The organism is Paraburkholderia sp. BCC1886, from assembly GCF_900996245.1.
Taxonomy (GTDB): domain Bacteria; phylum Pseudomonadota; class Gammaproteobacteria; order Burkholderiales; family Burkholderiaceae; genus Paraburkholderia.
In genome coordinates, this window is record NZ_CAAJGK010000045.1 from 118,315 (window position 1) to 142,447 (window position 24,133).

General features: G+C 64.3%; 18 protein-coding genes and 1 pseudogene. 13 read left to right on the forward strand and 6 right to left on the reverse strand.

Annotated features, from left to right (window positions below):
* Nucleotides 1-17 precede the first annotated feature (17 nt).
* The 7 genes from FQ746_RS15270 (at nt 18) to FQ746_RS15300 (ending at nt 9,759) form a co-directional block, all read left to right on the forward strand.
* Nucleotides 18-1,403: an undecaprenyl-phosphate glucose phosphotransferase gene (locus FQ746_RS15270; protein WP_144110194.1), complete on the forward strand. Its 1,386-nt coding sequence runs from the start codon at nt 18-20 to the stop codon at nt 1,401-1,403.
* A gap of 68 nt (nt 1,404-1,471) precedes the next feature.
* On the forward strand, nt 1,472-2,611 hold the full coding sequence (locus FQ746_RS15275; protein ID WP_144110195.1) for a polysaccharide biosynthesis/export family protein: 1,140 nt from the start codon (nt 1,472-1,474) through the stop codon (nt 2,609-2,611).
* 49 nt (nt 2,612-2,660) lie between these two features.
* Nucleotides 2,661-4,895 (forward strand): polysaccharide biosynthesis tyrosine autokinase, encoded by a 2,235-nt coding sequence (locus FQ746_RS15280; protein WP_144110196.1) that lies wholly within the window; start codon nt 2,661-2,663, stop codon nt 4,893-4,895.
* A gap of 76 nt (nt 4,896-4,971) precedes the next feature.
* On the forward strand, nt 4,972-6,090 hold the full coding sequence (gene gmd / locus FQ746_RS15285) for a GDP-mannose 4,6-dehydratase (protein ID WP_144110197.1): 1,119 nt from the start codon (nt 4,972-4,974) through the stop codon (nt 6,088-6,090).
* 5 nt (nt 6,091-6,095) lie between these two features.
* The gene (locus tag FQ746_RS15290) at nt 6,096-7,052 is read left to right on the forward strand and encodes a GDP-L-fucose synthase family protein (RefSeq protein ID WP_144110198.1); all 957 of its coding nucleotides are present in this window, start codon (nt 6,096-6,098) and stop codon (nt 7,050-7,052) included.
* Nucleotides 7,053-7,152: 100 nt separating this feature from the next.
* The gene (locus FQ746_RS15295; RefSeq protein ID WP_144110199.1) at nt 7,153-8,295 is read left to right on the forward strand and encodes a glycosyltransferase family 4 protein; all 1,143 of its coding nucleotides are present in this window, start codon (nt 7,153-7,155) and stop codon (nt 8,293-8,295) included.
* 105 nt (nt 8,296-8,400) lie between these two features.
* A complete protein-coding gene (locus tag FQ746_RS15300; protein ID WP_144110200.1) occupies nt 8,401-9,759 on the forward strand; it encodes a glycosyltransferase WbuB in 1,359 nt (452 codons plus the stop codon).
* 31 nt (nt 9,760-9,790) lie between these two features.
* Here FQ746_RS15300 and FQ746_RS15305 read toward each other — a convergent pair whose 3' ends face one another.
* Nucleotides 9,791-10,210, reverse strand: a complete 420-nt coding sequence (locus tag FQ746_RS15305; RefSeq protein WP_260854065.1) for a hypothetical protein — start codon at nt 10,208-10,210, stop codon at nt 9,791-9,793.
* Nucleotides 10,211-10,437: 227 nt separating this feature from the next.
* Here FQ746_RS15305 and FQ746_RS15310 point away from each other — a divergent pair, with 227 nt between their 5' ends.
* Nucleotides 10,438-11,058 carry a putative colanic acid biosynthesis acetyltransferase gene (locus FQ746_RS15310; protein ID WP_144110201.1) on the forward strand — a complete coding sequence of 207 codons (621 nt, stop codon included), beginning with the start codon at nt 10,438-10,440 and terminating at the stop codon, nt 11,056-11,058.
* A gap of 81 nt (nt 11,059-11,139) precedes the next feature.
* Nucleotides 11,140-12,885: an FAD-dependent oxidoreductase gene (locus FQ746_RS15315; protein ID WP_144110202.1), complete on the forward strand. Its 1,746-nt coding sequence runs from the start codon at nt 11,140-11,142 to the stop codon at nt 12,883-12,885.
* 113 nt (nt 12,886-12,998) lie between these two features.
* Here the strand turns inward: FQ746_RS15315 and FQ746_RS15320 are convergent, their stop codons facing one another.
* Both FQ746_RS15320 and FQ746_RS15325 read right to left on the reverse strand, forming a co-directional pair.
* Nucleotides 12,999-14,213, reverse strand: a complete 1,215-nt coding sequence (locus FQ746_RS15320; protein WP_144110203.1) for a glycosyltransferase — start codon at nt 14,211-14,213, stop codon at nt 12,999-13,001.
* A complete protein-coding gene (locus FQ746_RS15325; RefSeq protein WP_260854066.1) occupies nt 14,210-15,718 on the reverse strand; it encodes a hypothetical protein in 1,509 nt (502 codons plus the stop codon). Before FQ746_RS15325 ends, FQ746_RS15320 begins: the two co-directional genes overlap by 4 nt.
* Nucleotides 15,719-16,001: 283 nt before the next feature.
* Here FQ746_RS15325 and FQ746_RS15330 point away from each other — a divergent pair, with 283 nt between their 5' ends.
* The gene (locus FQ746_RS15330) at nt 16,002-17,150 is read left to right on the forward strand and encodes an acyltransferase family protein (protein WP_144110204.1); all 1,149 of its coding nucleotides are present in this window, start codon (nt 16,002-16,004) and stop codon (nt 17,148-17,150) included.
* A gap of 74 nt (nt 17,151-17,224) precedes the next feature.
* Here the strand turns inward: FQ746_RS15330 and FQ746_RS15335 are convergent, their stop codons facing one another.
* Nucleotides 17,225-18,418, reverse strand: a complete 1,194-nt coding sequence (locus FQ746_RS15335; protein ID WP_144110205.1) for a glycosyltransferase — start codon at nt 18,416-18,418, stop codon at nt 17,225-17,227.
* A 357-nt stretch (nt 18,419-18,775) separates the two neighbouring features.
* Between FQ746_RS15335 and FQ746_RS15340 the strand changes: the two genes are divergently transcribed.
* Together FQ746_RS15340 and FQ746_RS15345 are read left to right on the forward strand one after the other, a co-directional pair.
* Nucleotides 18,776-20,029 carry an oligosaccharide flippase family protein gene (locus FQ746_RS15340; RefSeq protein WP_144110206.1) on the forward strand — a complete coding sequence of 418 codons (1,254 nt, stop codon included), beginning with the start codon at nt 18,776-18,778 and terminating at the stop codon, nt 20,027-20,029.
* Complete coding sequence (locus tag FQ746_RS15345) at nt 20,029-21,105, forward strand: glycosyltransferase (RefSeq protein WP_144110221.1); 1,077 nt, start codon at nt 20,029-20,031, stop codon at nt 21,103-21,105. The genes FQ746_RS15340 and FQ746_RS15345 overlap by 1 nt, the downstream gene beginning before the upstream one ends.
* A gap of 17 nt (nt 21,106-21,122) precedes the next feature.
* On the opposite strand, the gene FQ746_RS15350 is transcribed toward FQ746_RS15345, so the two are convergent.
* Entirely contained in the window at nt 21,123-22,142 is a 1,020-nt protein-coding gene (locus tag FQ746_RS15350) for a hypothetical protein (protein ID WP_144110207.1), read from the reverse strand.
* A 69-nt stretch (nt 22,143-22,211) separates the two neighbouring features.
* Entirely contained in the window at nt 22,212-22,826 is a 615-nt protein-coding gene (locus tag FQ746_RS15355) for a hypothetical protein (RefSeq protein ID WP_144110208.1), read from the reverse strand.
* A gap of 507 nt (nt 22,827-23,333) precedes the next feature.
* Here FQ746_RS15355 and FQ746_RS15360 point away from each other — a divergent pair.
* Nucleotides 23,334-24,133, forward strand: a pseudogene (locus tag FQ746_RS15360) (heme utilization protein); the annotation flags it as partial.

The window sequence follows — 24,133 nt, forward strand, 5'->3', positions numbered from 1 at the left end:
AGAACGAGGTAAGCAAGATGCGCAGGTTTCAGGATTTACTCGCGCGAGTCGGGGATGTCGCATTGGTACTGGCGGGGGCGTCGCTAGCATCGAAAATCCGCTTCGACGACATGACGCAAGCCGGCTTCTACTGGGCGCTGGTGATGTTCTCTGCTGCCTTCGCGCTGGCCATCTTCCCGGCGTTCGGGGTCTATGAATCGTGGCGCGGCCGCTCCAAGCTGACGCTCGCCGGTCAGGTGTCGCTCGCGTGGCTGATGGTGCAGTGCAGTGCGCTCGTGCTGATGTATTCGCTGCACCGTATCGATCTCGTTTCGCGCCTGTGGTTCTCGTACTGGACCGCGGTCACCGGCGGCCTGCTGATCGCCTACCGGCTGCTCACGCATGCGGCGCTGGCGCGGGCGCGTGGGGCCGGGCTGAATCTGCATCAGGTCGCGATCGTCGGCAGCGGCTCGCAATGCGAGACGATCATTCGCCGTATCGAGTCCGCGCCGAGCACGGGCTTTCGTGCTGCCGCGGTGTTCAACACCCGGCCGCAGGAGTCGCCGCTCGTCGGTACGCGTGTGCCGGCGTTCGACACGCTCGACGCACTGGTCGCGCATATCCGCGCGAACGACGTGCATGAAATCTGGCTCACGCTGTCGCTCGCCGAGGAACCGCTGATCTGCTCGCTGGTGGCGGCGTTCCGCGACGACCTGGTGAATATCCGCTTCATGCCGGACGTGCGCAGCATTGCGCTGTTCGAAGGCAGCGGCGTGATCGATCTGCTCGGCGTGCCCGCGATCAATCTGGTCGCCTCGCCGCTGTCGGCCAGTTCGCTGCTGAAAAAAGAAGCGTTCGACCGGCTGTTCGCCGCGCTGGCGCTGTTCGGTCTCGCGCCGGTCCTGATCGCGATTGCGATAGCGGTGAAGCTCTCGTCGCGCGGACCGGTGCTGTTCAGACAGAAGCGCAAGGGCGCGGACGGACGCGTATTCACGATCTACAAATTCCGTTCGATGCACGTCCATACCGAAGCGCACGGCACGCTCAGCCAGGCCACGCGCAACGACAAACGCGTCACGCGCGTCGGCGCGTTCCTGCGCCGCACGAGCCTCGACGAACTGCCGCAGTTTTTCAACGTGTTGCTGGGTGATATGTCGGTGGTCGGGCCGCGTCCGCATGCGCTCGAACACGACGATCTGTATCAGAAGGTGGTGGCGGGCTACATCAATCGTTACCGGATCAAACCCGGCATTACCGGCTGGGCGCAGATCAATGGGTTTCGCGGGGAAACCGATCGCATCGAAAAGATGGAACGACGCGTTGAACACGACCTGTATTACCTGGGTCACTGGTCGTTCTCGCTCGACATGCGAATCATCGGCGCAACGATCGCTGCAGGACTGGCGCATCGGAACGCTTACTAAGTACTTTAAAAGCACGCTGGGCACTCCCTCCTCCGAGGACAGTGACCGTGGCACAAGGAGGAAGGATCATGAGCTCGCTAGGTTTACGCGCAGGAACATTGCTGGTTTTCACGTCGGCCGCACTGCTGTCCGGATGCGGTAGCGTCCCGGGTCAGCGGATGGTGACACCAGCCACGCTGCAGGACACCGGAGGCGATTACAGTACCGAGCCTTCGCAACAGACCCAGATTCCGATCACGGACATCAATCTGGCGCTGGTGCGCAATCTCAACGCCGCGCAAAGCGCCCAGGCGCTGCCGCCGCAAACGCTCGCGCTGTTCGGCAAGCAGACCGCCTACAAGGTCGGCCCCGGCGACGTGCTGCAGATCGTCGTGTGGGATCACCCGGAACTCGCCGCCGCGCTCGGTCAGCCGCCGCAGGACTCGAGGACGTCGGATGCGGCGCCGGGTTTCCTGATCGACGAAAACGGCGATGTGCAGTTCCCGTACGCGGGCACCGTGCACGTGGCCGGCAAGGATGTCGCGACGATCCAGAAGGAACTGCACCGTCGTCTGTCCACCGTGTACCAGAAGCCCGAAGTGACGGTGCGGGTGGCGTCGTTCCGCGCGGCCCAGGTGTACGTGGACGGCGAAGTCCGCACGCCCGGCTCGCTGTCGCTCAACGATATTCCGATGACGCTCACCAGCGTGATCAGCCAGGGCGGCGGCTTCACGTCGAACGCCGACCGTAGCCGCGTGGACCTGATTCGCGACGGCGTCACCTATCCGCTGAACATGGACGACCTGATCAAGCGCGGCCATAACCCGTCGAGCCTGTATCTGCGACCGGGCGACATGGTGCGCGTGGCCTCGCGTGAAGACAGCGGCGTGTACGTGATGGGCGAAGTCAACAAGCCGGCCACCATCCTGCCGATGCGCAACGGCTCGCTGACTCTGTCGCAGGCGATCTCCGACGGCGGCAGCTTCGATTCGAACACCGCGGCGGCGCGTCAGCTGTTCGTGATCCGCAACTCGACGAGCGCTTCGCCGCAGGTTTATCACCTCGACGCGACCTCGCCGGTGTCGATGGTGCTCGCCAATCAGTTCGAACTCCAGCCGAAGGACGTCGTGTACGTCGGCCAGGGCGGACTGGTGCGCTTCAACCGTGTCCTGAACCTGCTGTTGCCTGCGATCAACGCTGCCGTCACGGGTGCCGTGCTGGCGAAGTAAAGATCGCGCATCGTCAACTTGAACCGCCGGGCTTTGTTGGGTGAAGAAAATGGCTATCAATTTTGAAAACCGCTACACCGACGTGTCCGGACCGGACGAGTTGCACCTGTCGGACTACTTGCGCACGATCGTGCGCGGCTGGCGCACCATTCTCACGGTGACGCTGATCGCACTGGCGCTGGGATGCGCCTATGCGTTCCTTGCGCCGCCCACGTATCGTGCGGACGTGCTGTTCCACGTCGAAGACAAGACGGCCAACGGCAACGCGAACGGCAAGGATTCCTTGCCGCCGCTCACCGGCATGTTCGACACCAAGCCGTCGACGGCGGCCGAGATCGAGCTGCTGAAGTCGCGCCTCGTGACGGAAGACACCGTCAAGAAGCTGCACCTCGATATCACCGCCACGCCGCGCTATCTGCCGTTCGTCGGCGGACTGCTGGCGGGGCTGGTGAACGGGCAGTGGGGCTTCAAACTGCCGCACTTCATCAATCTGTCCGGCTATGCGTGGGGTGACGAGAGCATCGCCGTGTCGCAGTTCGATACGGCCAAGGAGATGTACGACACCACCTTCACGCTGATCGCCGGCGGCGGCGACACCTACGTGCTGCGCGACAGGAACGGCATTGCCCTGCTGTCGGGCAAGGTCGGCGAAACCGTGCAGACCGATACGGCCGATGGTCCGATCAGCCTGCACGTCGACAAGCTGGTCGGCACCGAAGGCTCGCGTTTCGAACTGACGCGCGCCTCGACGCTCAGCACGGTGGACCGTCTGCAGAAACAACTGGTGGTTGCCGAAACCACGCTGCAATCGGGCGTGATTCGCGCGAGCCTCGAAGGCGGCGACAGCGCGCTGACCGCGGCGATCGTCAACAGCATCGCCCAGGAGTTCGTGCGCCAGGACGTGGCGAGCCGCTCGACGGAAGCCGAGCACATGCTGGCGTTCCTCGACCAGCAACTGCCCGGCCTGCGCAAGGAACTCGACGACGCCGAACAACGCTACAACAAATTCCGAAACACGCACGGCACTGTCGATCTCGGCGAAGAAAGCCGGTTGCTGCTGCAACAGATCGTCGATAACAAGACCAAGCTGCTCGACCTGCAACAGCAACGCGCCGAGATGTCGCAACGCTTTACGCCGAATCACCCGGCGGTTGCCGCGCTCGACGCGCAGATCGCCGCCTTGCAGGGCGCGCAGAACAACATGAACCGCAGCGTGTCGGTCATGCCCGACACCGAGCAGACCGCCTTGCGTCTGCTGCGCGACGTGCACGTCGACACGGACCTGTACACCAACCTGCTGAACAGCGCGCAGCAACTGCGCGTGGCGAAGGCGGGGCAGGTGGGCGACGTGCGCGTGGTCGACTTCGCCGAAGCGCCGGACGAACCGGTGCGCCCGAAACGCGTGCTGGCGATCCTGATCGCGCTGGGCGGCGGTCTCGTGCTCGGCATCCTGCTGACCTTCTTCAAGCGCGCGATGTATGGCGGCGTGGAGCGTCCCGACGAACTCGAAGCCATGCTCGGCATTCCGGTGTTCGCGGTCGTGCCGCGCAGCCAGACGCAACTGCGCCTGCAGGAAAACGTGATGCTGCGCCGGCGCGGTCTGCATGTGCTCGCCCAGCAGGCGCCGGAAGACATCGCCGTGGAAGGCGTGCGCAATCTGCGCACCTCGCTGCAACTGTCGCTCGATCACGCCGAGAACAACGTCGTGATGATCACCGGTTCGCGGCCCGACAGCGGCAAGTCGTTCCTCTCGGTGAACCTCGCGGCGCTGGTCGCTTCGGCACAGAAGCGCGTGCTGATCATCGACGGCGATATGCGGCGCGGCGATGTCCACTCGCATTTCGGCATCAGCCATCAACCGGGCTTGTCCGACGTATTGAGCGGCGGCGACCTGAGCGCGATGATCCAGCGCGACGTGCTGCCCGGCCTGGACGTGCTCGCCAAAGGCGCGCTGCCTGCACACCCGGCCGAACTGCTGTCGAGCAAGCGCTTCGAAACGATGCTCGAAGAATTGAAGTCGCACTACGACATCGTGATCGTCGATACGCCGCCGGTGCTCGCGGTCACCGACTCCACGCTGATCGGCAAGTACGCCGGCACGACTTTACTGGTGGTGCGCCACGGCCGCCATCCGCTGAACGAAATCAACGAGACGGCCAAGCGTCTGCGCAACGGCGGTGTCGCGCTGCGCGGCGTGCTGCTCACCGATGTGCCGCAGGAAGGCGCCTTCCTCGGCTCGGGTTATCAGGGAGGGTATTACGGATACGACAGCGTGGCCGGTTGAACCAGCCGGCCTCTGACCGGACGTTCGACCGTGCCGACGCACGGGGTTTTGCCAAGCTCAACGAGGAGAAGGTTCCATGGAACGTAAGGTCGCGCTGATTACCGGGATTACCGGGCAGGATGGGTCGTATCTGGCCGAGCTACTGCTCGCCAAGGGTTACGACGTGCACGGCATCAAACGCCGGGCGTCGCTGTTCAACACGGATCGTATCGATCACCTCTATCGCGATCCGCACGATCCCGAACAGAGACTGTTTCTGCATCACGCCGATCTGACCGATTCGACCAGCCTGCTGCGCGTGATCCAGCGCGTGGAGCCCGACGAAATCTACAACCTCGCGGCGCAAAGTCACGTCGCGGTGTCGTTCGAAGAGCCGGAGTACACCGCGAACGCGGACGGTCTGGGCACCCTGCGCATTCTCGAGGCAATCCGCATCCTCGGGCTGCAGGAGAAGACGCGTTTCTATCAGGCCTCGACCTCCGAGCTGTACGGTCTCGTGCAGCAGGTCCCGCAGTCGGAAACCACGCCGTTCTATCCGCGTAGTCCGTATGCGGTCGCCAAGCTGTTCGCTTACTGGACCACGGTCAATTACCGCGAGGCCTACGGGCTGTATGCGTGCAACGGCATTCTGTTCAATCACGAATCGCCGGTGCGTGGCGAGACGTTCGTCACGCGCAAGATCACGCGCGCCGTTGCGCGTATCGCGGTCGGCATGCAAAAGACGCTGTATCTGGGCAATCTGTCGGCGCTGCGCGACTGGGGCCATGCCCGCGATTACGTGGAGATGCAGTGGCGCATGCTGCAACAGCCGCAGCCGGAAGACTTCGTCATCGCCACCGGCGTGCAGTACAGCGTGCGTCAGTTCGTTCAGCATGCGGCGGCCGAACTGGGCGTGACCGTGCGCTTCGAAGGAACGGGCGTGGATGAAATCGGCATCGTCGAGAAGGTCGAGGGGCGCGAGATCAAGATGTCGCCCGGCGATGTGATCGTGCGCGTCGATCCGCGTTACTTCCGCCCCGCCGAAGTGGAAACGCTGCTGGGCGACCCGTCCAAAGCGCACGCGCGGCTCGGCTGGCAGCCCACCACCTCGTTCGCCTCGCTCGTCAAGGAGATGGTGCGCTCGGATTACCAGCTCGCGCGACGCGACGCGCTGGTGACGCTGGCCGGTTTCACGGCGCTGGAACATCACGAGTAAACGCGATGAACAAACAAGCACGCATTTTCGTGGCGGGCCACCGCGGCATGGTGGGCTCCGCGCTGGTCCGGCGGCTCGCCGCCGAGGGGTATTCCAACGTCGTCACGCGGACCCGGGCCGAGCTCGATCTCACGGATCAGGCCGCCGTCAACCGCTTCTTCGAGGTCGAGCAGATCGACGTGGTGCTGCTTGCGGCGGCGCGCGTGGGCGGCATCTTCGCCAACGCGTCGCAGCCGGGTCAGTTCATCTACGAAAATCTGGTGATCGAAACCAACGTGATTCATGCGGCGTATCGGGCGCGCGTCGAGCGGCTGGTGTTCTTCGGCTCGTCGTGCATCTACCCGAAGCTGTGTCCGCAGCCGATTCGCGAAGAGTACCTGCTGGGCTCGGCGCTGGAGCCGACCAACGACGCCTACGCAATTGCCAAGATTGCCGGGCTGAAGCTGTGCGAGGCGTACAACCGCGAATACAACACGCAGTACGTGTCGCTGATGCCGACCAATCTGTACGGCCCCAACGACAACTACGACCTGAACAGCAGTCACGTCTTGCCGGCGCTGCTGCGCAAGGCGCACGAAGCGCGGCTCGACGGTTTTCCGTCGCTGATGGTGTGGGGCTCGGGCACCCCGCGCCGCGAGTTCCTGCATGTGGACGATCTCGCCGCCGCCACGCTGTTCGTGCTCGAGAACGACATCACGGACGGGCTCTTCAACGTCGGCGTCGGTGAAGACCTGGCGATTCGCGAACTCGCAGAGTGCATCTGCAAGGTGGTGGGTTTCGAAGGCGAGCTGGTGTTCGACGCGTCCAAGCCCGACGGAACACCGCGCAAGCTGCTCGACGTCTCGCGGCTCGCGCAGATGGGGTGGCGCGCGAGCATCGGACTGGAGGAGGGTATCGCGGCGACGTATCGCGATTTCGTGGAGACCTACGCGAGTACGGGCGCCGCGGCGCTGCAGGCGTAGACGGCAGCCGACAAACACACACGCAACGGAATCCGACCGCTGTGCGTGAGCCCGTGCGGGCCACGCCGGCAGGAACGATCAATCGAGGAGCCCAATAAAAATGACAGCGTCAGTCAAGATCTTCCACAACGTCGTGTGGTCGCGCCATAAAGGCGTGGTGTTTTCCGCGTTGCATAACATTTCCGCGTCGGGCGCGATTCGCTACTCGATGGTGCAGATTGCCGATACCGAGCACGATCGGGTCGGCTTCTCCGATGTCGATTATTCGTTCCACCGCTACCCGATGCAAAAGCTCTTCGACGGCTGCTACGAAGACGTGCCGACCACCACGCTGATCGCGCGGCTCACGTGGGAAGTGCTGCGTGCCAAAGCCGACCTGATCGTGCTGCCGGGTTATCACCGGCCGGAATACTGGGCGATGCTGGCGGCGTGCATCGTCACCGGCAAACGGCGCGCGGTGTTCTGCGACTCGACCGCGCGCGACCGGCCGAAGAAGCTGCTCACGTCGATTCCGAAGCGGGTGTTCTTCTCGCTGTGCGACGGCTACTTCGGTTTCGGCGAGCGCAGCCGCGAATATCTGATGTCGCTCGGCGCCAAGCGCGAAAAGATTTTCGTCCCCTGTCAGGCTGCCGCGTTGCCGGGTTCGTTCTCGCCCGAGCGTGCGCTCGTCGAACGGGTGGCGGCGCGCGCCGGTAATCCGCCGGTGTTTCTGTATGTCGGCCGGCTCTCCGAAGAGAAAGGCATCGGCACGCTGATCGAAGCGTTCGCCGGCTTGCGCCGGCGCATTCCGGCGGCGCGTCTGCGCATCGTCGGCACCGGGCCGATGGCCGACGTACTGCACGCGAAAGTGGCCGAACTCGAACTGGGCGATGCGGTCACCTTCGCCGGCAGTCTGCAGGACGAACCGCTCACGCGCGAATACTACGGCGCTACCTGCATGGTGTTGCCGAGCTACAGCGAGCCGTGGGGACTCGTCGTCAACGAGGCGCTCGCGCACGGTTGCCCGACGATCGTCAGCGAAAGTTGTGGTTGCGTGCCGGAACTCGTGATCGACGGCGTGAGCGGTTACGCCTTCACCGCGGGCGACGTCGCCGGTCTGCAGCGCACGATGTTGAAGGCGATGGAGGCGTTCGCCGACACCGCCGGCACCGCGCATCGCTGTATGGACGTGATCAGCCGGTTCGATCCGCCGTCGGCCGCGGCGAGTATCGCCCGCGGCTGCGCATTGATGCTGAGCGACTGAACGACTGAACGGGCGAAGAGACCGCCTGCTCAGCCAGTTAAATACCCCCTTCGACCGACAACCCGCATCGAGTATGCGAAGCCTTAACTCGCTCTGGCAGCCATCATGAAGATCCTGATCTACGGCCTCAATTACGCGCCCGAACTGACCGGGGCCGGCAAATACACCGCGGAAATGGCCGCGTTGCTGGCGGGCCGGGGTCACGAGGTGAGAGTGGTTTGCGCACCGCCGTACTATCCGGAATGGCGGGTGGCGAAGGGCTTCGCGGCATGGCGCTACCGGCGTGAAGAGCGCGACGGCGTGACCTTGTGGCGCGCGCCGCTGTGGGTGCCGAAGCGTCCCGGTGGCGCGAAGCGAATGCTGCATCTGGCGAGTTTCGCGCTGAGTTCTTTACCCGTGCTCGCATGGCAGGCGCTGTGGCGTCCCGATGCGGTGATGCTGATTGCGCCGACCTTGATGTGCGCGCCCGGCGTGCTGACATTGGCGCGTGTCACGCGTGCGAATGCGTGGCTGCACATTCAGGATTACGAGGTGGATGCCGCGTTCGATCTGGGCTTGCTGAAGAACTCGCGCGCGGCAAAAATCGCACGCTGGCTCGAAAGCGGATTGCTGCGCCGCTTCGATGCGGTCTCGTCGATCACGCGGCAGATGAGCGCGCGCGCGACGACCAAAGGCGTCGATCCGGCACGCGTCGTCTGTCTGCCGAACTGGGTCGACGTATCGGCCATTTTCCCGTTGACGGAACCGAGCGACTACCGCCGCCTGCTGGGTCTGCCGGAGCAGCAGAAGGTGGTGCTGTATTCCGGCAACATGGGTTCCAAGCAGGGGATCGAAACACTGGCCGATGCGGCGGCGTTGCTCGCCGCGCGCACGGACATCACGTTCGTGTTCTGCGGCAGCGGCGCGGCGCGCGAAACGCTGCTCGAGCGCTGCGCCGCGCTGACCAATTGCGTCTTCATGCCGCTCCAGCCAATGGAGCGTCTGAACGATCTGCTCAATCTCGCCGACATCCACGTGCTGCCGCAACGCGGCGACGCCGCCGATCTCGTGATGCCCTCGAAGCTGACCGGCATGTTCGCCAGCGGACGCGCAACCGTCGCGATGGCGCGCCGCGGTACCGCGCTCTACGAGGCCGTTGCGCCGCGCGGCGTCGTCGTGCCGCCGGAAAACGCAAAGGCGCTGGCGGCGGCGATCGTGGTGCTGGCGGGCGACCCCGAGCGTCGCGCGGCACTCGGCAAGGCCGCACGACTCTACGCGGTGCGTGCGTTGTCGCCGGAGGCGACCTTGTCGGAGTTCGAGGAGCGGCTCGCGTTACTGTGCCGCAAGACGGCCGACGCGCGAGTCAAACAGGTCAGGCGGGTTCTGCATGTGCGGCGCAAGGCGACGTCGTTCGGTGTGAACCCGGCTGCTATTCCCGTCACGCCCGTCGAACCCGGCACCGTGGAGGAAGCCGCGCCGGAGTAATCCGGCACGCGGCCAGTTCATGCTTGCGACTTCACCACGGCGAACGGTAGACACCCCGCTTGCCCGCGGCGTAGGGATCGGCGTAAGCGTTCTTCGTCGTGCCGGCTGCTTGCTGGCCGGCGCCATTCGGCGTGCCCGGCTGGGCCGCGACGCGCATCTCGCCGTTGGCCGGTCGCGCCACTTTGCGTTTGCCGGGCGCGGCGGGTGCGGGCTGATCGCCGCCGAGCACGGTCATGCGTCGTTCGTCGAGCAGGGCCGCGCGCTGCGGATCGTCACCGTTGCCTTGTGCACCGATATCGCCGTATGCGCCCGGTCCGCCGAGCAGTTGCTGTTCGCTGGTGCGTTGCTTCATGCGCGCATCGTTGCGAGTGTTGGCCGGGGCGTTCGTCAGCGCGCCGTAGCCGTTGGCGGTGGGTACTGCGGGCGTGACGTTCTGCGCGAAAGCCGGCATCGTGCAAGCCGCTATTGCGATGCACGCGCAACGCGTCGCATAGGTACAAGTGAAGCGAAGCATTGGAGTGGAGTGGTGGTTCATCGTGGTCCTCGTAGGAGTGCTCCCGTGTTGAGTCATCGTGCGCCAGGCTGCCCACGTGCAGCCGCCAAAACGCTTGCCCTCGCGGCCACGGCGTCGAGTGAGTGGAGTGTCCACAACATAATGAAGCCAGAGGAGAAACCGTGATGGGTACCGTTGCCGACGATCCGCAATTCGCACATGCATCACCCGTTGAAGGCACCGTCGATGTCGGCCCCGTCATCGATCTGAGCCTCGCTGGAAAGGGCAATTACGTCGCGAAGCGCGGCGCGTTGATCGAACTGCTGTGGTTCGTCATCGAAGCCTGTGTGATCAACAACAAGCTGCTGCCGATCTCCGCCGTGCGCGTCGCGTTGCTGCGTCTGTTCGGCGCGAAGATCGGCGAAGGCTGCCGCTTCGTTCATCCGCTGCGCGTGAAGGCGCCATGGAATCTCGAAGTGGGCGACAAGTGCTGGTTCGGCGTCGACGTGTGGATTTACAACCAGGCGCTGATCCGTATCGGTTCGAACGTCTGCATCTCGCAAGGCACGTTTCTCACGGCGGGCTCACACGATATGAGCGACACCATGGACCTGCACGTCGCGCCGATCGTCATCGAAGACGGCGTGTGGATCACCTCGAAATGCGTGGTGCAGATGGGCGTGACGATCGGCCGTTCCGCGGTGGTGACGCCATTGTCCGTCGTGCACCGTTCGCTCGATGCGGAAGGCGTGTATGGGGGCAATCCGTGCCGCTTCATCCGCAAACGTTTTATGTCCGTGGCCTGAACCACAGACATCCCGGCGGCGGATTCTTAATCTGAAGAGACCGGCTGCACGTTGCAATGCTTGCACATGATGGGAGTTGGGATGTTCATCGATACTCGCACGCTCGAACAGAACACGGTCGTTGAGACGACGGTGTGCATCATCGGCGCAGGTGTGGCAGGCATCACGCTGGCGCTGGAAATGTCGCGTGCCGGTGTGGATACCTGCCTGCTCGAAAGCGGCGGCTTCGGTCCCGACGATGAAACCCGCGACCTCTATCGCGGCGAGAATGCCGGGCTGCCGTACACGTTCGCCGACGGTTCGCGCAGCCGCTATTTCGGCGGCAGCAGCAATTGCTGGGGCGGCTGGTGCCGCCCGCTCGATCCGTGGGATTTCGACAAGCGCGACTGGATTGCGCACAGCGGCTGGCCGTTCGGTCTCGACGAACTGGCGCCGTACTACGCACGCACGCACGAGTTGCTCAAGCTCGGTCCGCAAACGTTCGACCCGGCGTATTGGGAGCGGGAAATCGGGCGCGGCGACGTGCGGCGCATTCCGCTCGCGACGGGCGACATGCGCGACACGGTCGCGCAGTTCAGTCCGCCGCTGCGTTTCGGTAAGGTGTATCGCGACGACCTCGCGAATTCGGCTCACGTGCGCGTGTTTCTGCATGCGAACGTGTTGAGCATCGACGCGGATGCGCAGGGCACTTCCGTGTCGCGTGTGCGGGTCGGCACGATCAGCGGACGGCGGATCTCGGTGTCGGCGAAGACCTTCGTGCTGGCCACCGGCGGCATCGAGAATGCGCGTCTGCTGCTCACGTCGAACAACGTGCAGGCGGCGGGACTCGGCAACGGCCACGACCTCGTCGGCCGTTACTTCATGGATCATCCGCGCATGATGTCCGGCCGGCTCAAGTTCCGCCGCGGCATTGCACGCAACAAACTCTACGACATCAAATATCACTATCAGAACGCCGCTGTTTCCGCGCATGGCACGAAGATCTCGTCACAGTTCGCGCCGACCGAGGAATGGATGGCGCGCGAGCAGTTGCTCAATTCGCGCGTCTGGCTGTACTCGCGCTGGTATGGCGAAGGCAGCGCCGGATCCGAGGCGTTGATCCGCTGCAAGGAAGCGCTGTTACAGAAGGATCAACCCGGCCGCAACGTCAAGGCCGATCTGCTGACCATGGCCGCGCATCCGCTGGATACGGTGGGCTTCGGTCTGGCCCGGCTGCTGCAATCGCCGGCGCTGATCACCGATGTGACGCTGCAGGCGATCGTCGAGGCGGTGCCGGACCCGGACAGCCGCGTCACGTTGTCGACCAGCCAGCGCGACCGGCTCGGCATGCCGCGCGTCAAAGTCGAATGGCGCATGGGCGACCAGGTGAAGCGCACATTCGACAAGACGTTCCAGTTGCTCGCGCGCGAATTGCAGATGGCCGGTGTCGCCGACGTGGTGCTCGACGCGCCGCTCGAAGGTCGCGCATGGCCGAAGAAACTCGAAGGCACGTGGCATCACATGGGCACTACCCGCATGCACGATTCGCCACGCGAAGGCGTGGTCGATCGCAACTGCAAGGTGCATGGAATGAGCAATCTGTACGTGGGCGGCAGTTCGGTGTTTCCGACGGTCGGCGCCAACTTCCCCACTATCACGATTGCCGCGCTGTCGCTGCGGCTCGCGGGGCATCTGGTGCGGCAACTGGACCTTCCGGATAGCGTCGGCCATACGCGGAACGACACGTCGGCGAGCGTGATGAAGGCGATGTCGGCGGCGCCCCAGCCTCAGGTGGAGACGCTGCCGATTGCCGCGGCTACGCTAACGCCGCTGATGAAGGAACAGTGAAGGCCGCAGCCGACCCGGCTCTGGCCTGAATAAAAAACGGGAGATGGCGCTGGTTCGGCCGTCTCCCGTTTTCTGACGATGACTGACGATGAGCAACGCAAAGCCGCCGCTTTCTAACGACCCGGCTGGGTCATCTCGCGCAACGCGCCGAGCGCGGCATCCCGCGATGCGTCGGCGCTGCCTTTCTGTTCCAGCAAAGCGGTCAACGCGCTCACCATGGTCTCGATACGAAACCGGGCGGTGAAGGTTTGCGTCGCCTGGGCACGCATCGCGGCGCGTGCGGGCGCGTCGAGTTCGAGCCAGCGTTCGAGGCTGCGCTGCGTGCCTTCCACCGTATCGCTTGCCACGAGTCCCGCACCGTCCGTTTCGATTTCGCGCCACACGTTGACCTTGTCGGAAATCAGCGCCGGCAGTCCGCAGCCGAGCGCCTCCGCCACCGCTACGCCGAAGTTTTCCTGGTGCGAGGGGAGGGCGAACACATCGCTCGCATGAAAGGCGCCCCACTTCATGTCGCCCTGAAGCATGCCGGGCAGACTCACGCGATCGCCGATACCCGCCGCTTCGGCCTGACTGCGTAATGCGGCGGCCCAGCCGGTTTCGTCCGGCCCCGCGATCAGCAGATGCAGGGCGGGGTCACGCGTGGCGACGCGGGCGAACGCATCGATCAGCAGATCGCAACCTTTCTTCGCATGCACCCGGCCGAGAAACAGCACGATGCGTTTGCCCCGCAGTTCGGGCATGGCTTGCAGGAAGGCTTCGCGCAATGGTTCGGCGGCGAGCGGCGGGACCGTCGTGCCGAACGGCACGATGCGTTCCTGTGCGCGGTACAGCCAGAACGAACGCCGTGCGCGCGTGCATTCTTCCTCCGTGGTGAAGATGACGGCGCGCGCATCGCGCAGCACGCGATACTCGGCCCATGGCCAGTACAGCCATTTCTTCAGGTGCTTGAGCGGATAGGCTTCCTTGAACCACGGGTCGAGCATGCCGTGCGCGTACACGTAGTAGGGCACCGGGCCGCCGTGCAGCGCTTTCCACGCGGCGAGGCCGTGGTATTGCCACAAGCCGTGCACCACGACCGCATCGAAACGCCGGGCGTTGGTCTCGAGCCAGGGAACGAGCCGTTCGCTGTAGCTATAGCGATTGCGGGTCGGGCCGAGCGCATGCACGGCAAACGGAAACGCGCTGACGTGTGCCGCATCGGGCGCATCGCAGGTGGCCACTTCGATCTCGTGGCCGGCGTCCCGCATGGCCAGACCGCTGCGGCGCACGCCTTCGACCGGACCGCCGTCGCGAGGATCGACGCTGGCAAGCAGATGGAGGATTTTCATCGGGCGAGGGTCGGTCCGTTGGCGTGTTGCGCGGGATCGCTTGCAAGGCGCGACATAGCGAGCCGGGCAGGGAGATTGGGATGGCCCGAACCGGACTGTCCGAGCGAGGGCTGGCCCAATGCGGGCTGGCCCATCGCGGGCTGGCCCATCGCGGGCTCGACACGGCGCGGCAGGTCGGGCATGCCGGCGCGCGGATTGCGCGGCGACCACGGCAGCCTTCGCTTGCGGGCCGGCAATGCTAACTGCAGGCGTGCGTGTGTGGCGACCATTAAACCGAGCGCGACGCCGAACACCAGCCCGGAAAAACGCGGTCCGAGCGGATTGCCGCCAATCGAGGTGGCCGGCAACGCGGCGAACAGCATGATGGCGCGGCCGAGCGTCGGCAGCAGGGGCGCTTTGGGCACGACGGTGCGCCAGTAGCGATACGAGAAGATGCAGATCGCCAGCGCGGCGAGCGTGGCGAGCGGCATTGCAATGCCGAACACGAGGCCGCCTGCGAAGAACTGATAGACCCAAAAGTTGTGACCCGCGGCCCATTCGTTGATCGCGTAGAAATCCTTCGCGCTGATCTGACCGGCGAGATCCGGCAGGTAGACCGGCGAGTAGTGATAGTAGTGACCATAACCCTGGCCGAACAGCAGCGACTCCGGCTCGGCCGTGACCTGATCGTACTGGTCGCGTATTTCCGCGAGACGCGTGATGGTGGTCGGGTCTTTGCCCGAGCTGGTCTCTTCGGAGGCGAAGATGCGTTGCGTCCAGTGTTCCGCGACGGTCGGCACTGCGAGCGCCGCGACGCCGGCCACGCCGGCGAGCAGCGCGCCGACCACGATGCTGCGCCCGAGCGCGCGCCAGACCTGACGGATCGACGGCGCACTCAGCGCAATGGCGATCAGGAACAGCAGGATGGTGCCGACCATGATGCTGCGCGTCACGCTCAGCAACTCGATGATCACGCTGGCCGCGAACACGCTCACGGTAAAGAACGAATAGCGGCGCGCCACCACGAATTCATGCAACAACACGCCTTGCAGGCCGAGCAGCGTCACGGAGAGAATCCGGAAGCGCACGTCTTCGAGTCCGCCGCCGGTCGCCATGCCGTACACGAACGTAAAAATCATACTGATCAGATTGCCGACGAACAGTGCGCGCTCGATCTGCGCGATACGGTATTCGCTCCACGGCCGGCACGCGACGAGATAGCCGAGCAGGAACAGCAGAAACGGCAGCAGCACACGCAGATAATTGCCGCCGTCGTTGTCCTGAATGAGTTGCGCGACGATGCTGCCGAACACGCTGAGCAGCATGCTGAACGTGACGATGGAACGCAGTCGCGAGCGCTCGTGAAAACGTGGTGCGATCAGCAGAAGCGCGAGTCCGGCGGCGATGGCCGGTACGACGAAAATAAACTGTGCGAAGTGCCCGGTATTGGCGTCGGTCGCCTTGTAGTCGAGCGCGAGCGGAATCAGAAAAATCCAGATCCATGGCGTTGCATACTGGTGGCGCATTTCTGTTCCTCCCCCGTTGCGTCGATATGCCGTCGGTCTGGTGCGGACGGTCTCGCATCGGGTCAATTGTGATTGAAAGAAAGTACCGGCTCCGGGCCTCTCTGCCTTTCGTCTTCGCTAACCTGGATTCTGGCGACGAGGGCAAGCTCACTCCGTGCGGCATCCGCCCAAACGCGACGATCTTGTCGGTGAATGTCTTGAAGTTGGCGCACAGGCGCCCTTGTCGCCAACGAATATTCATCAGGGCCAGCGCGCCCGTATAAAGGCCAATGGGGAGAACAATATGAAGCTGTTCGGCGGGGCGGAACCAACAAGAGCGGGACGGGCCATCGAGCTCGATTTCGTACGCGGTATAGCGATCATCGCGGTGATGGGATTTCACTTTCACGCGGTCCATACCGGCAATTTCCTGATTCAGATCATCGAATACCCGTTGAAGAACTTCGGCCGCGAAGGGGTGAATCTCTTCTTCACGTTGAGCGGCTTTCTGGTGGGCGGACTGCTGCTTCGTCAATACGCGGAAACCGGACATGTAGACGCCAAACGCTTCATCATCCGGCGCGTGTTTCGTATCTGGCCCGCGTATTACGTGCTGATCGCGTTTCATGTGCTCGCCGGCCGGCATCCGTGGAATACCTTCCTGATTCAGAACCTCACACACCTGCAGAACTATCTGGGCACGTCGATCACCCAGACGTGGAGTCTCGCGGTCGAAGAACATTTCTATCTCGTGCTGCCTGCCTTGCTGCTGCTGTTCGCGCGTTGGCGGCTCGGCGCGTGGACCATTGTCAGTCTGCTCGGCGGCATCTGTGCGGTAGTGCTCACCGCGCGTTGTTTTGCCGTGGCGGGCGGCGATCTGGACGGCGCGTTCGCGTACACCCAATACCGGATCGACAGCCTGCTGGTCGGCGTGATCCTGTCGGCGCTCTACTGGATGAAACCTGCCGTCTATCAGCAGATCGCGCGGCGCAAATGGTGGCTGGTCACGAGCGTCGTCTTGCTGTGCGCATGGCTCGTGTTCGCGACGAAGAACCTCGTGCTCGACGAAAGTATCGGCTACACGATTCAGGCGCTCGGGTTCGCGGCGCTCATCGTATTCGTGCTCCAGTACTCCGGGCGAATCAAGGAGACCTGGCTGTATCGCGGCGTGGCCTGGGTCGGGCTCTACTCGTACGGTATCTACCTGTGGCATTCGCTGGCGCTCGCGCCCGGCGACATGCTGATCCGCAAGGCCACTGCAATGCATCTCGCGCCGGGCGCGATCTGGGTGCTCGCACTGGCGTTCCAGTTCGCGCTGGCTATCGCGATCGGCTATGTGACGACGCGGGCCATCGAGTATCCGTTCCTGCTGATGCGCAACGCGCTGTTCCCCGAAAAGCGCAGCAGCTCCGTGCGTGAAGAGGTGCCGGTCGCAGGCGGACAGTTGTCGTAAGGCGGGTGGGACGTTCTGCGGGAAAAAACGAGGCCGGCGATTCAAAGCCGGCCTCGGTGTTTTCAGGGCGCTGTTCAGGCCATCTGCTGCAGCAAGGTCTGCTTGAACTGAACGAGCGTGTGCAACGACAGCAGGTCTTCGCGGCCAGTGCTCGCGCCGTCGTCGTGCGGATGCGGCCACGACGTCATGGTCTCGGTAATAGCCCGGCCGATCGACGCCGAACTCAGGTCGCTCAGAATCGGTCCCAGCTCGCAGCGCCGGCTGAACCAGCCGATCAGCCCATCTTCGGTGGCGATCACCGGCTTGCCGAAGCGGTAGGCCTGCACCAGTACGCCGCTCATGCCGTAATGCCCCTTGTAGCCCAACCAGACCGCGTCGCACGCGGAGAACAGATCGCGCTCGACCTCGTTGGAAATGAAGTCGTCGAGCACGAGCGGCGCGGGCGTGAGACTGCGGATATGGTTGCGCATGAAGTGGCGCGTGCCGGCGTCCTGCTCGCCCGCGACGATCAGCGTCGGCGCTTCGTCCAGACGCGTCAACGCGTGCACGAGTTCGTAAATGCCTTTGCGCTCGGTAATCGACCCATACACGAGCAGATAACGCTGAGCCGGATCGAGCCCGAGACGCGCGCGCGCCAGCATCGGGTCTTCGGCGTGTTCGTCCGGAAACGGATCGGCGATATACGCGACCTTCGCGCTGCGCTTCGATGCATGCCGTGCGGCCCATTCCGGCAACGTCGGGTCGATCGTCAGCAGCGTGCGCAATCCGCTGGTATGAAGCGAGCGTTTGAACATCGCGGCCTTCAGCGCATTGACGAGCGGCCGGTCGGGCGCCTTGATGCCGACCTTATGATGATGGAACGTCGCGCGCATCGTAATGCCGATCCACGGCGTCGTACCGAACGGCGAGCCGAGAAACGGCAGCGCGTGAAAGAAGTAGTCGGCATACGGCACGACCACGAGCCGGATGGGCTGCAAGCGGCCGACGATCGTATGAACCCGCTTGAAATAGCGGTGAAAGCGCCAGTACTGGTTCGACTCGCGCAGACCGCCGCGCGGGTGCACTTCCGGATCGACGAAAGCAATCTGCTGGTCCGGGCGATTCGCGGCGGTAATCTGCCGCGCGAGCTTGTGATCTTCGTTGGCCGATTCGGTCACGAGGATGCATGGGTAGCCGGCATCGGCGCAGGCCTGCATGGTCCACTCGGCATAACGCCAGCGATGGCCCGTGAGATTGGGTTCCACAATCAGGACGTAGTCTGGTTCCATCGCGGTGTCGGTCTCGAGCGTCTCAGGGTGGATGAATCGGCTTGCCGATGCGTCCGTACGATGCTCGCGTGGCGCTGGCGAACTAACGTTAGCATCGCCGGCGTGCGTGAGAATCGCGAATTTGATCGGCTCTGTGGGTCACCGTACGAGCCCGCCAAAGGGCAGGCCGAACCGGCCTGGGTGATGGCGGTTGTCGCCGAATCTCTCGCGGTAAGGTCGTGCATGGAATTCGTTCCAGACCTTGCCGGCATGCTGGCACAACCAATTTGACGAAGTGCCGGCGGGGTTCGCAGCGATGCGTTTGTATCGTGGCGCGCGACCGTTCCGACGGCGCAGCGTGTTCGATGGAGAATCAGCTTGCGGGCGATCAGGCTTCCGGCAGTTTCACTAGCGAGCAGCTTCGGGGCGAGCGCGGCCACCTGGGTATTGCTGCAACAGTTCGCCGTGCGTGGACTGGTGGCCATCAAGTTTCTGGCAATCGGCCGCATGCTCGGGCCGGCCGCGATCGGTAGCGTCAGCGTGGCGCTGCTCGCGGTGGCGATTGCCGAAGCACTCTCCGATACCGGACTTGCGCAGGCCGTCATTCAGGGCGAACGCTCGCCGTCGCGGCCGCAACTCGGCGCGGTGTGGACCACGCTGACCACGCGCGGCGTGCTCATTTCCTTGCTGCTGGTGGCGCTTGCGCCGCTGCTCGGCAGCCAGTTCCATCTGACCGGTTCGCTGTTGCTGCTGCAACTCGCGGCGCTGCTGCCGCTGTTGCGCGGTCTGGCGTCGCCGACCTATTACCTGGTGCAACGCGAGCGCCGCTTCCAGCACATCGCGGGCGTGGAAGTAGCGGCGTCCTTCGTCGATTGCGCAGTCGGACTCGCGCTCGCTTATTACGGCGCAGGCGCCGCGTCGGTGCTGATCGGGCTGGTCGCCGCCGAGAGCCTGAAGACCACGCTTACCTGGACCACCATGACGCCGAGGCCGCCGCTGCGCGCGGTATGGTCGGGCATCGGCGAATATGTCGGCTTTAGCCGCTGGATCTGGGCAAGCAGCGTGATCAACCTGCTGCTCAACCAGTTCGACAAGGTGGTGGTCGGCAAGCTGCTCGGACCGGCGCAACTCGGCGGCTATCAGATGTCGTCGCGGCTTGCGCAGATGCTGCTCGCCGACGCCGCGATCGCCATGTCGCAATACCTGTTTCCAACTTTCGCCGCGCACCATCGGCGTAATCCGCAGGCGGCGGCGCGGCTCATCAAGATCTATCTGCTCGCCATCGCGGTGGGGCTCGCGGTATTCGTCGAGGTGCTCCGGCTGGTGGCCGAGCCGCTCTTCTCGCTGATTCTCGGCGCGGCCTGGTTGCCCGCGGTGCCGTTGTTCAGGATTCTCGTCATCAACATGGCGATCGGCGCATTGATCGCCGTGCTGGTCGCCTATCTGCGGGCCGTCGGCGACGCGAAGGCGACCGTGCATGCGTCGGCGATTCAGGTGGTGGTGCTGTTGATCAGCGCACCGCCCGCGGTGCACGGGTGGGGCGTGACCGGCATCGCGTGGTCGATGACGCTCGGCCTCGGTTGTGCCGCGGCCTGGATGCTGTTCCGCACGCTGACTGCAAGGAACCCATGATGCGGGTATTCCATCTGGTGCTGGCGCCGCGTCTGTCGGGTGCCGAGGTGCTGGCCAAGGACCTCGCGATCGATCAGAGCGCGGAAGGAATGGCCGTGTGCGTGGCGTCGCTGCTACCCGCGCATGCCGACTTCACGACGCTGCAAGACGAGTTGCAGCAGCACGGCGTGCAGTGCTGGTTTCCTCGCCGGCGGCACGGGCCGCCGGGCAAGCTCTGGTCGCTCTTCCATGCCGTGCGGCGCTTCCGTCCCGACGTGATCTTCGCGCACGCGACCATTCCGTCGTTCTATGCGCGCGCGTTGCCGCTGCGCGTGCCGGTGGTGTATGTGATGCATTCGGCGACCAACGACTTCGAGCGGCCGCTGTTCCGGCGCGTCGAACATATCCTGTCGGGCCGCGCTCGGATGGTGATCGGCGTGTCGCAGCAGGGCGTGACCGATTACGTGCAGGCCATCGGGCCGCATCCCGCGATGACCGTGGTGCCGAACGGCGTCGACCTCGGCCGGTTTGCGTTTTCCGAGAGCGCCGATCGCGGGGACCGCGTGCCGCAAGTGGTGCAGATCGGCCGCTATGCGTCGGTGAAAAATCAGTTGCTGACGGTGCGGGCGTTCAGCGAAATCGTCAAGCAGGTCAAAGACGCGCGGCTCGCGTTGTATGGCGTCGTGGAAGATCCGGCGTATCAGCGCGAGGTGATCGAGCTGGCGCGGCAACTGGGCGTGGCGGACCGCGTGCTCGTTGCGGGACCGCGCACCGATGTGGCGACCGTGCTGTCGGAGGCGAACGTGTTCGTCATGCCCTCGCGTTCCGAAGCACACAGTGTGGCGTTTCTGGAGGCGTTGGCCTCGGGCGTGCCGATCGTGGCAAGCCGCATTCCGTCGTTCGGTTTCGCTAATAACTTTCCAGGCGTGCAACTCGTCGATACCGACGACGTGCGCTGTTATGCCGAAGCGATTCTGCTGGCACTCGGCCAGGCGCGAACGCAACGTTCGCTCGCGGGGCTCACGCTGCGCGATACGGCCGACCGCTATCGCGCGATTGCGCAGCAGGTGTCCCGTCTGGCGATACCGGCAAGATAGCGCGCGGCGTGCGCGCTTCAATGATGCTGGTTCGGGTCGCGGACTTGCGGCACAACCGGCGGCGTGGGTTCCACCACCGGGACGCTCGCGAGTTCCGATTCGTGCGTCGCGAGCGTGACGAGGCGATGCGCTTCCTGGCTGCTCGCATCGATCGCGAGCGCGTCGCTGGCGGTGTGCGAGACGCAGTTCCAGCGTTCGATATAACCGCATCCTCTGGCCAGACTCAGCAGCGCGTCGCGCTGCTGTTCGCGTTCGGCCAGCGTCGCGCGCAGGTTGAGCGCATCGCGGTTGCGCGGCTGCGCGGCGATGGCGGCGGCGAGCCGCGTTCGGGTCGCCGACAGATTGTTGTTTTGCAGATTGGCGCGCGCGGCGCGAAGGTGCCGCGACACGTCTATCTCCGTGCGGGCTTTTTCCGGCGCCTGAGTGTGTGGATTGCCGGTTGCGGCCGGCGTGTCGCTGCGCGAAGTGAACGACGTCGCGACGAGCGGGGCGGGCGCCGCAACCGCGCTGGCAATCCGTTTTGCGGTGAGCGTGGCCGCGCCGCGCTGGGCCGGTGTCACGCTTGGCTTGAGGGCCTGCCTCGCGCCCGGCTTGAAGGTTTGCGCCGGGGTTTGAGTCCTGACCGCGCCGGAGACCCCAATGGGTTCGCCGATGCCGGCGTCGTCGCGATGAATGAAGCCGAGGTAGACGGCGCTCGTCGCGACCAGCACCGAGACCGCGAGCGCGAGCGGTTGACGCAATCTCTGACGAAGCGGCCGGTCGAGTTCGCTTTCCTCCACGACGGCATACGGATACGCGAACTCGCGTAGTGACCGGCTACTGCTGCGACCGGTGTGCGATGGCGCGCGCGGCACGGATAACGCCGATGCTTCGCTGAACATCATCGGCATGCCCATCGGCGCTTCGAAGCGCATGCTTTGCGCCACCGGCGTGCGGCCGTGGCAGCCCGGACAGAACGCAAAACGGCTCAGCAGCGTGGCGCCGCAGTGCCCGCAGAGAGAGAAATCGCGTTGATCGATGCTGCTATCGCTAAGCATGGCCGTCTCGCAAAGTGGCGCCGTGGCCGGCGCCGTGTTGCCGAAGAGCGGGCCTGCCGCTGCGCGTGCTTACTGCGCGACGACGTAGCCTCGTGCCTGCATACATGCGCCGTATGCGGCCCAGTACTGGGTCATGGGTGGTTCGGGGGCGGGCAGCGGCGGCAGGTTCACGCTCGATGCCGCCGCGCTGGTCCCGGCCGCGCTCGCCATAGCTGTTTCCGAACTGCCGGGCGTGGCGGTGGCCGCAGAAGCGGCGTTCGCCGTCGCCGGTTGGGCGGGATGGCCCGGCTGGTTCGCCTGACTTCCCTGTGCCGTCTGAGACCTGTGCGAGTCGGCCACGCCAGTCGACGAGGCGGGCGCCGCGGTGGCCGCCGTCGCTCCACTCGCGGCGGCCGGCATGCCGGTGCCCGGCGGCACGGCCGAGAAACTGCTCGGCGGCAAAGGCGGACGCGCCGGCGTGCCGGTCGTCGAGGTTTTAGTCGCGACCGGCTGACGCGGCGGCAATTGCGACTCGTGCGCGATGTTGACTTTGGTCTGCTTGTTGGCCGCCGCATAACAGGTGGCCGTGTCGATGCTGCGTTGGTACGCGGTCTGGCTTCGAATCGGATAAACGAGCGGTTGCCAGGCGAGTGCCGCCTGGCTGACCAGCGTTAGTGTCAATGCAATACAGGTCTTGTAACCCATCGCAGTCGCTCCCGCAGCGATGTAGGCCTTTTTATAGGCAATCGCGCTTCGCGTGTTTTCTGGTGCTATCCATTCTGGCCGGCTGTGGCCGCGTGAACGGCGGCTCACTCCGACTCCCGCGAAGGCGTCCTGGTGCAGCGTAACACCTCGTTCGCACGACGCGAGGTATGGCATGACGGGTGCAGCCGCCATGCTGCAGTCGTATGAAGACATATTGTTCTGACGATTTGCCTGACGAGACGAATCGCGCGGAAGGCAGTGCGCAGGCTCGCGACGTTGACATGAAAAGGCGTCACGCAAACGTTTGTTCGACGCCGTTTCGACGACGGGTCACGAGCCTGCATACACGCCGCATTGCAGGAGAAATTGTTTTAGTAAGTTTTCTAAAGTTTTGGTAAGGGTTCGCCGATAACAAACCAGAACCAGGCGTCGACTCGGGGATCGAGGTTCGAATAACGACAGCGCTGTATGGACGCCGCTTAAAAAACCAAAGCTACGGGAAGATTCATGACTTCAATCGTATCGGCACTTTCGCCGGCGCAAATCGCTGCGTTGACGACCACCCAGATCGGCCACCTGTCGACGTCCGACATCGCAGCGTTATCCACGCTCCAGGCTCCGTCACTGAGCACCGATCAGATCGCGGCGATGTCGACGGCCGATATCGTCAGCCTCAGCAGCGCGGCATTGGCGGCGTTGTCGTCGTCTCAATTGACGGCCTTGTCCACTTCGGACATCTCGTCCCTCAAGACTTCCCAACTCGGCGCGCTGACCAGCTCGCAAATTCAGGGTTTGTCGACCAGTCAGCTCGCCGCATTGACCTACGTGCAGGTCGCCGTGCTGTCGACGTCGCAAGTCGGCGCTTTGTCGAGCGTGCAGGTGGGCGCACTGACGACCGGCCAGATCGGCGCGCTGTCGAATGCGGACGTGGCCGCACTGAGTCTGGATCAACTGAGCGCATTCAGCACCGCGGATATCGCTGCATTGAAGACGGCGCAGGTCGCTGCGTTGACGACGACGCAGGTCGGCGCACTGACCTCGGACCAGGTCGGCGCGTTGACGACTACGCAGGTTGGCGTCCTGACGACGACGCAAGTGGGCGCTCTGAGCACCGCGCAAATCGGCGCATTGTCGACGACGCAGATTGGCTCGCTGTCGACGAAAGACGTGGCCGCGCTGAGTACGGATCAACTGGGCGCGCTGTCCACGTCGGATATCGCAGCACTTAAGACGGCGCAGGTTGCAGCGCTGACGACGACCCAGGTCGCGGCCTTGACGACCGATCAGGTCGGCGCGCTGACGACGGT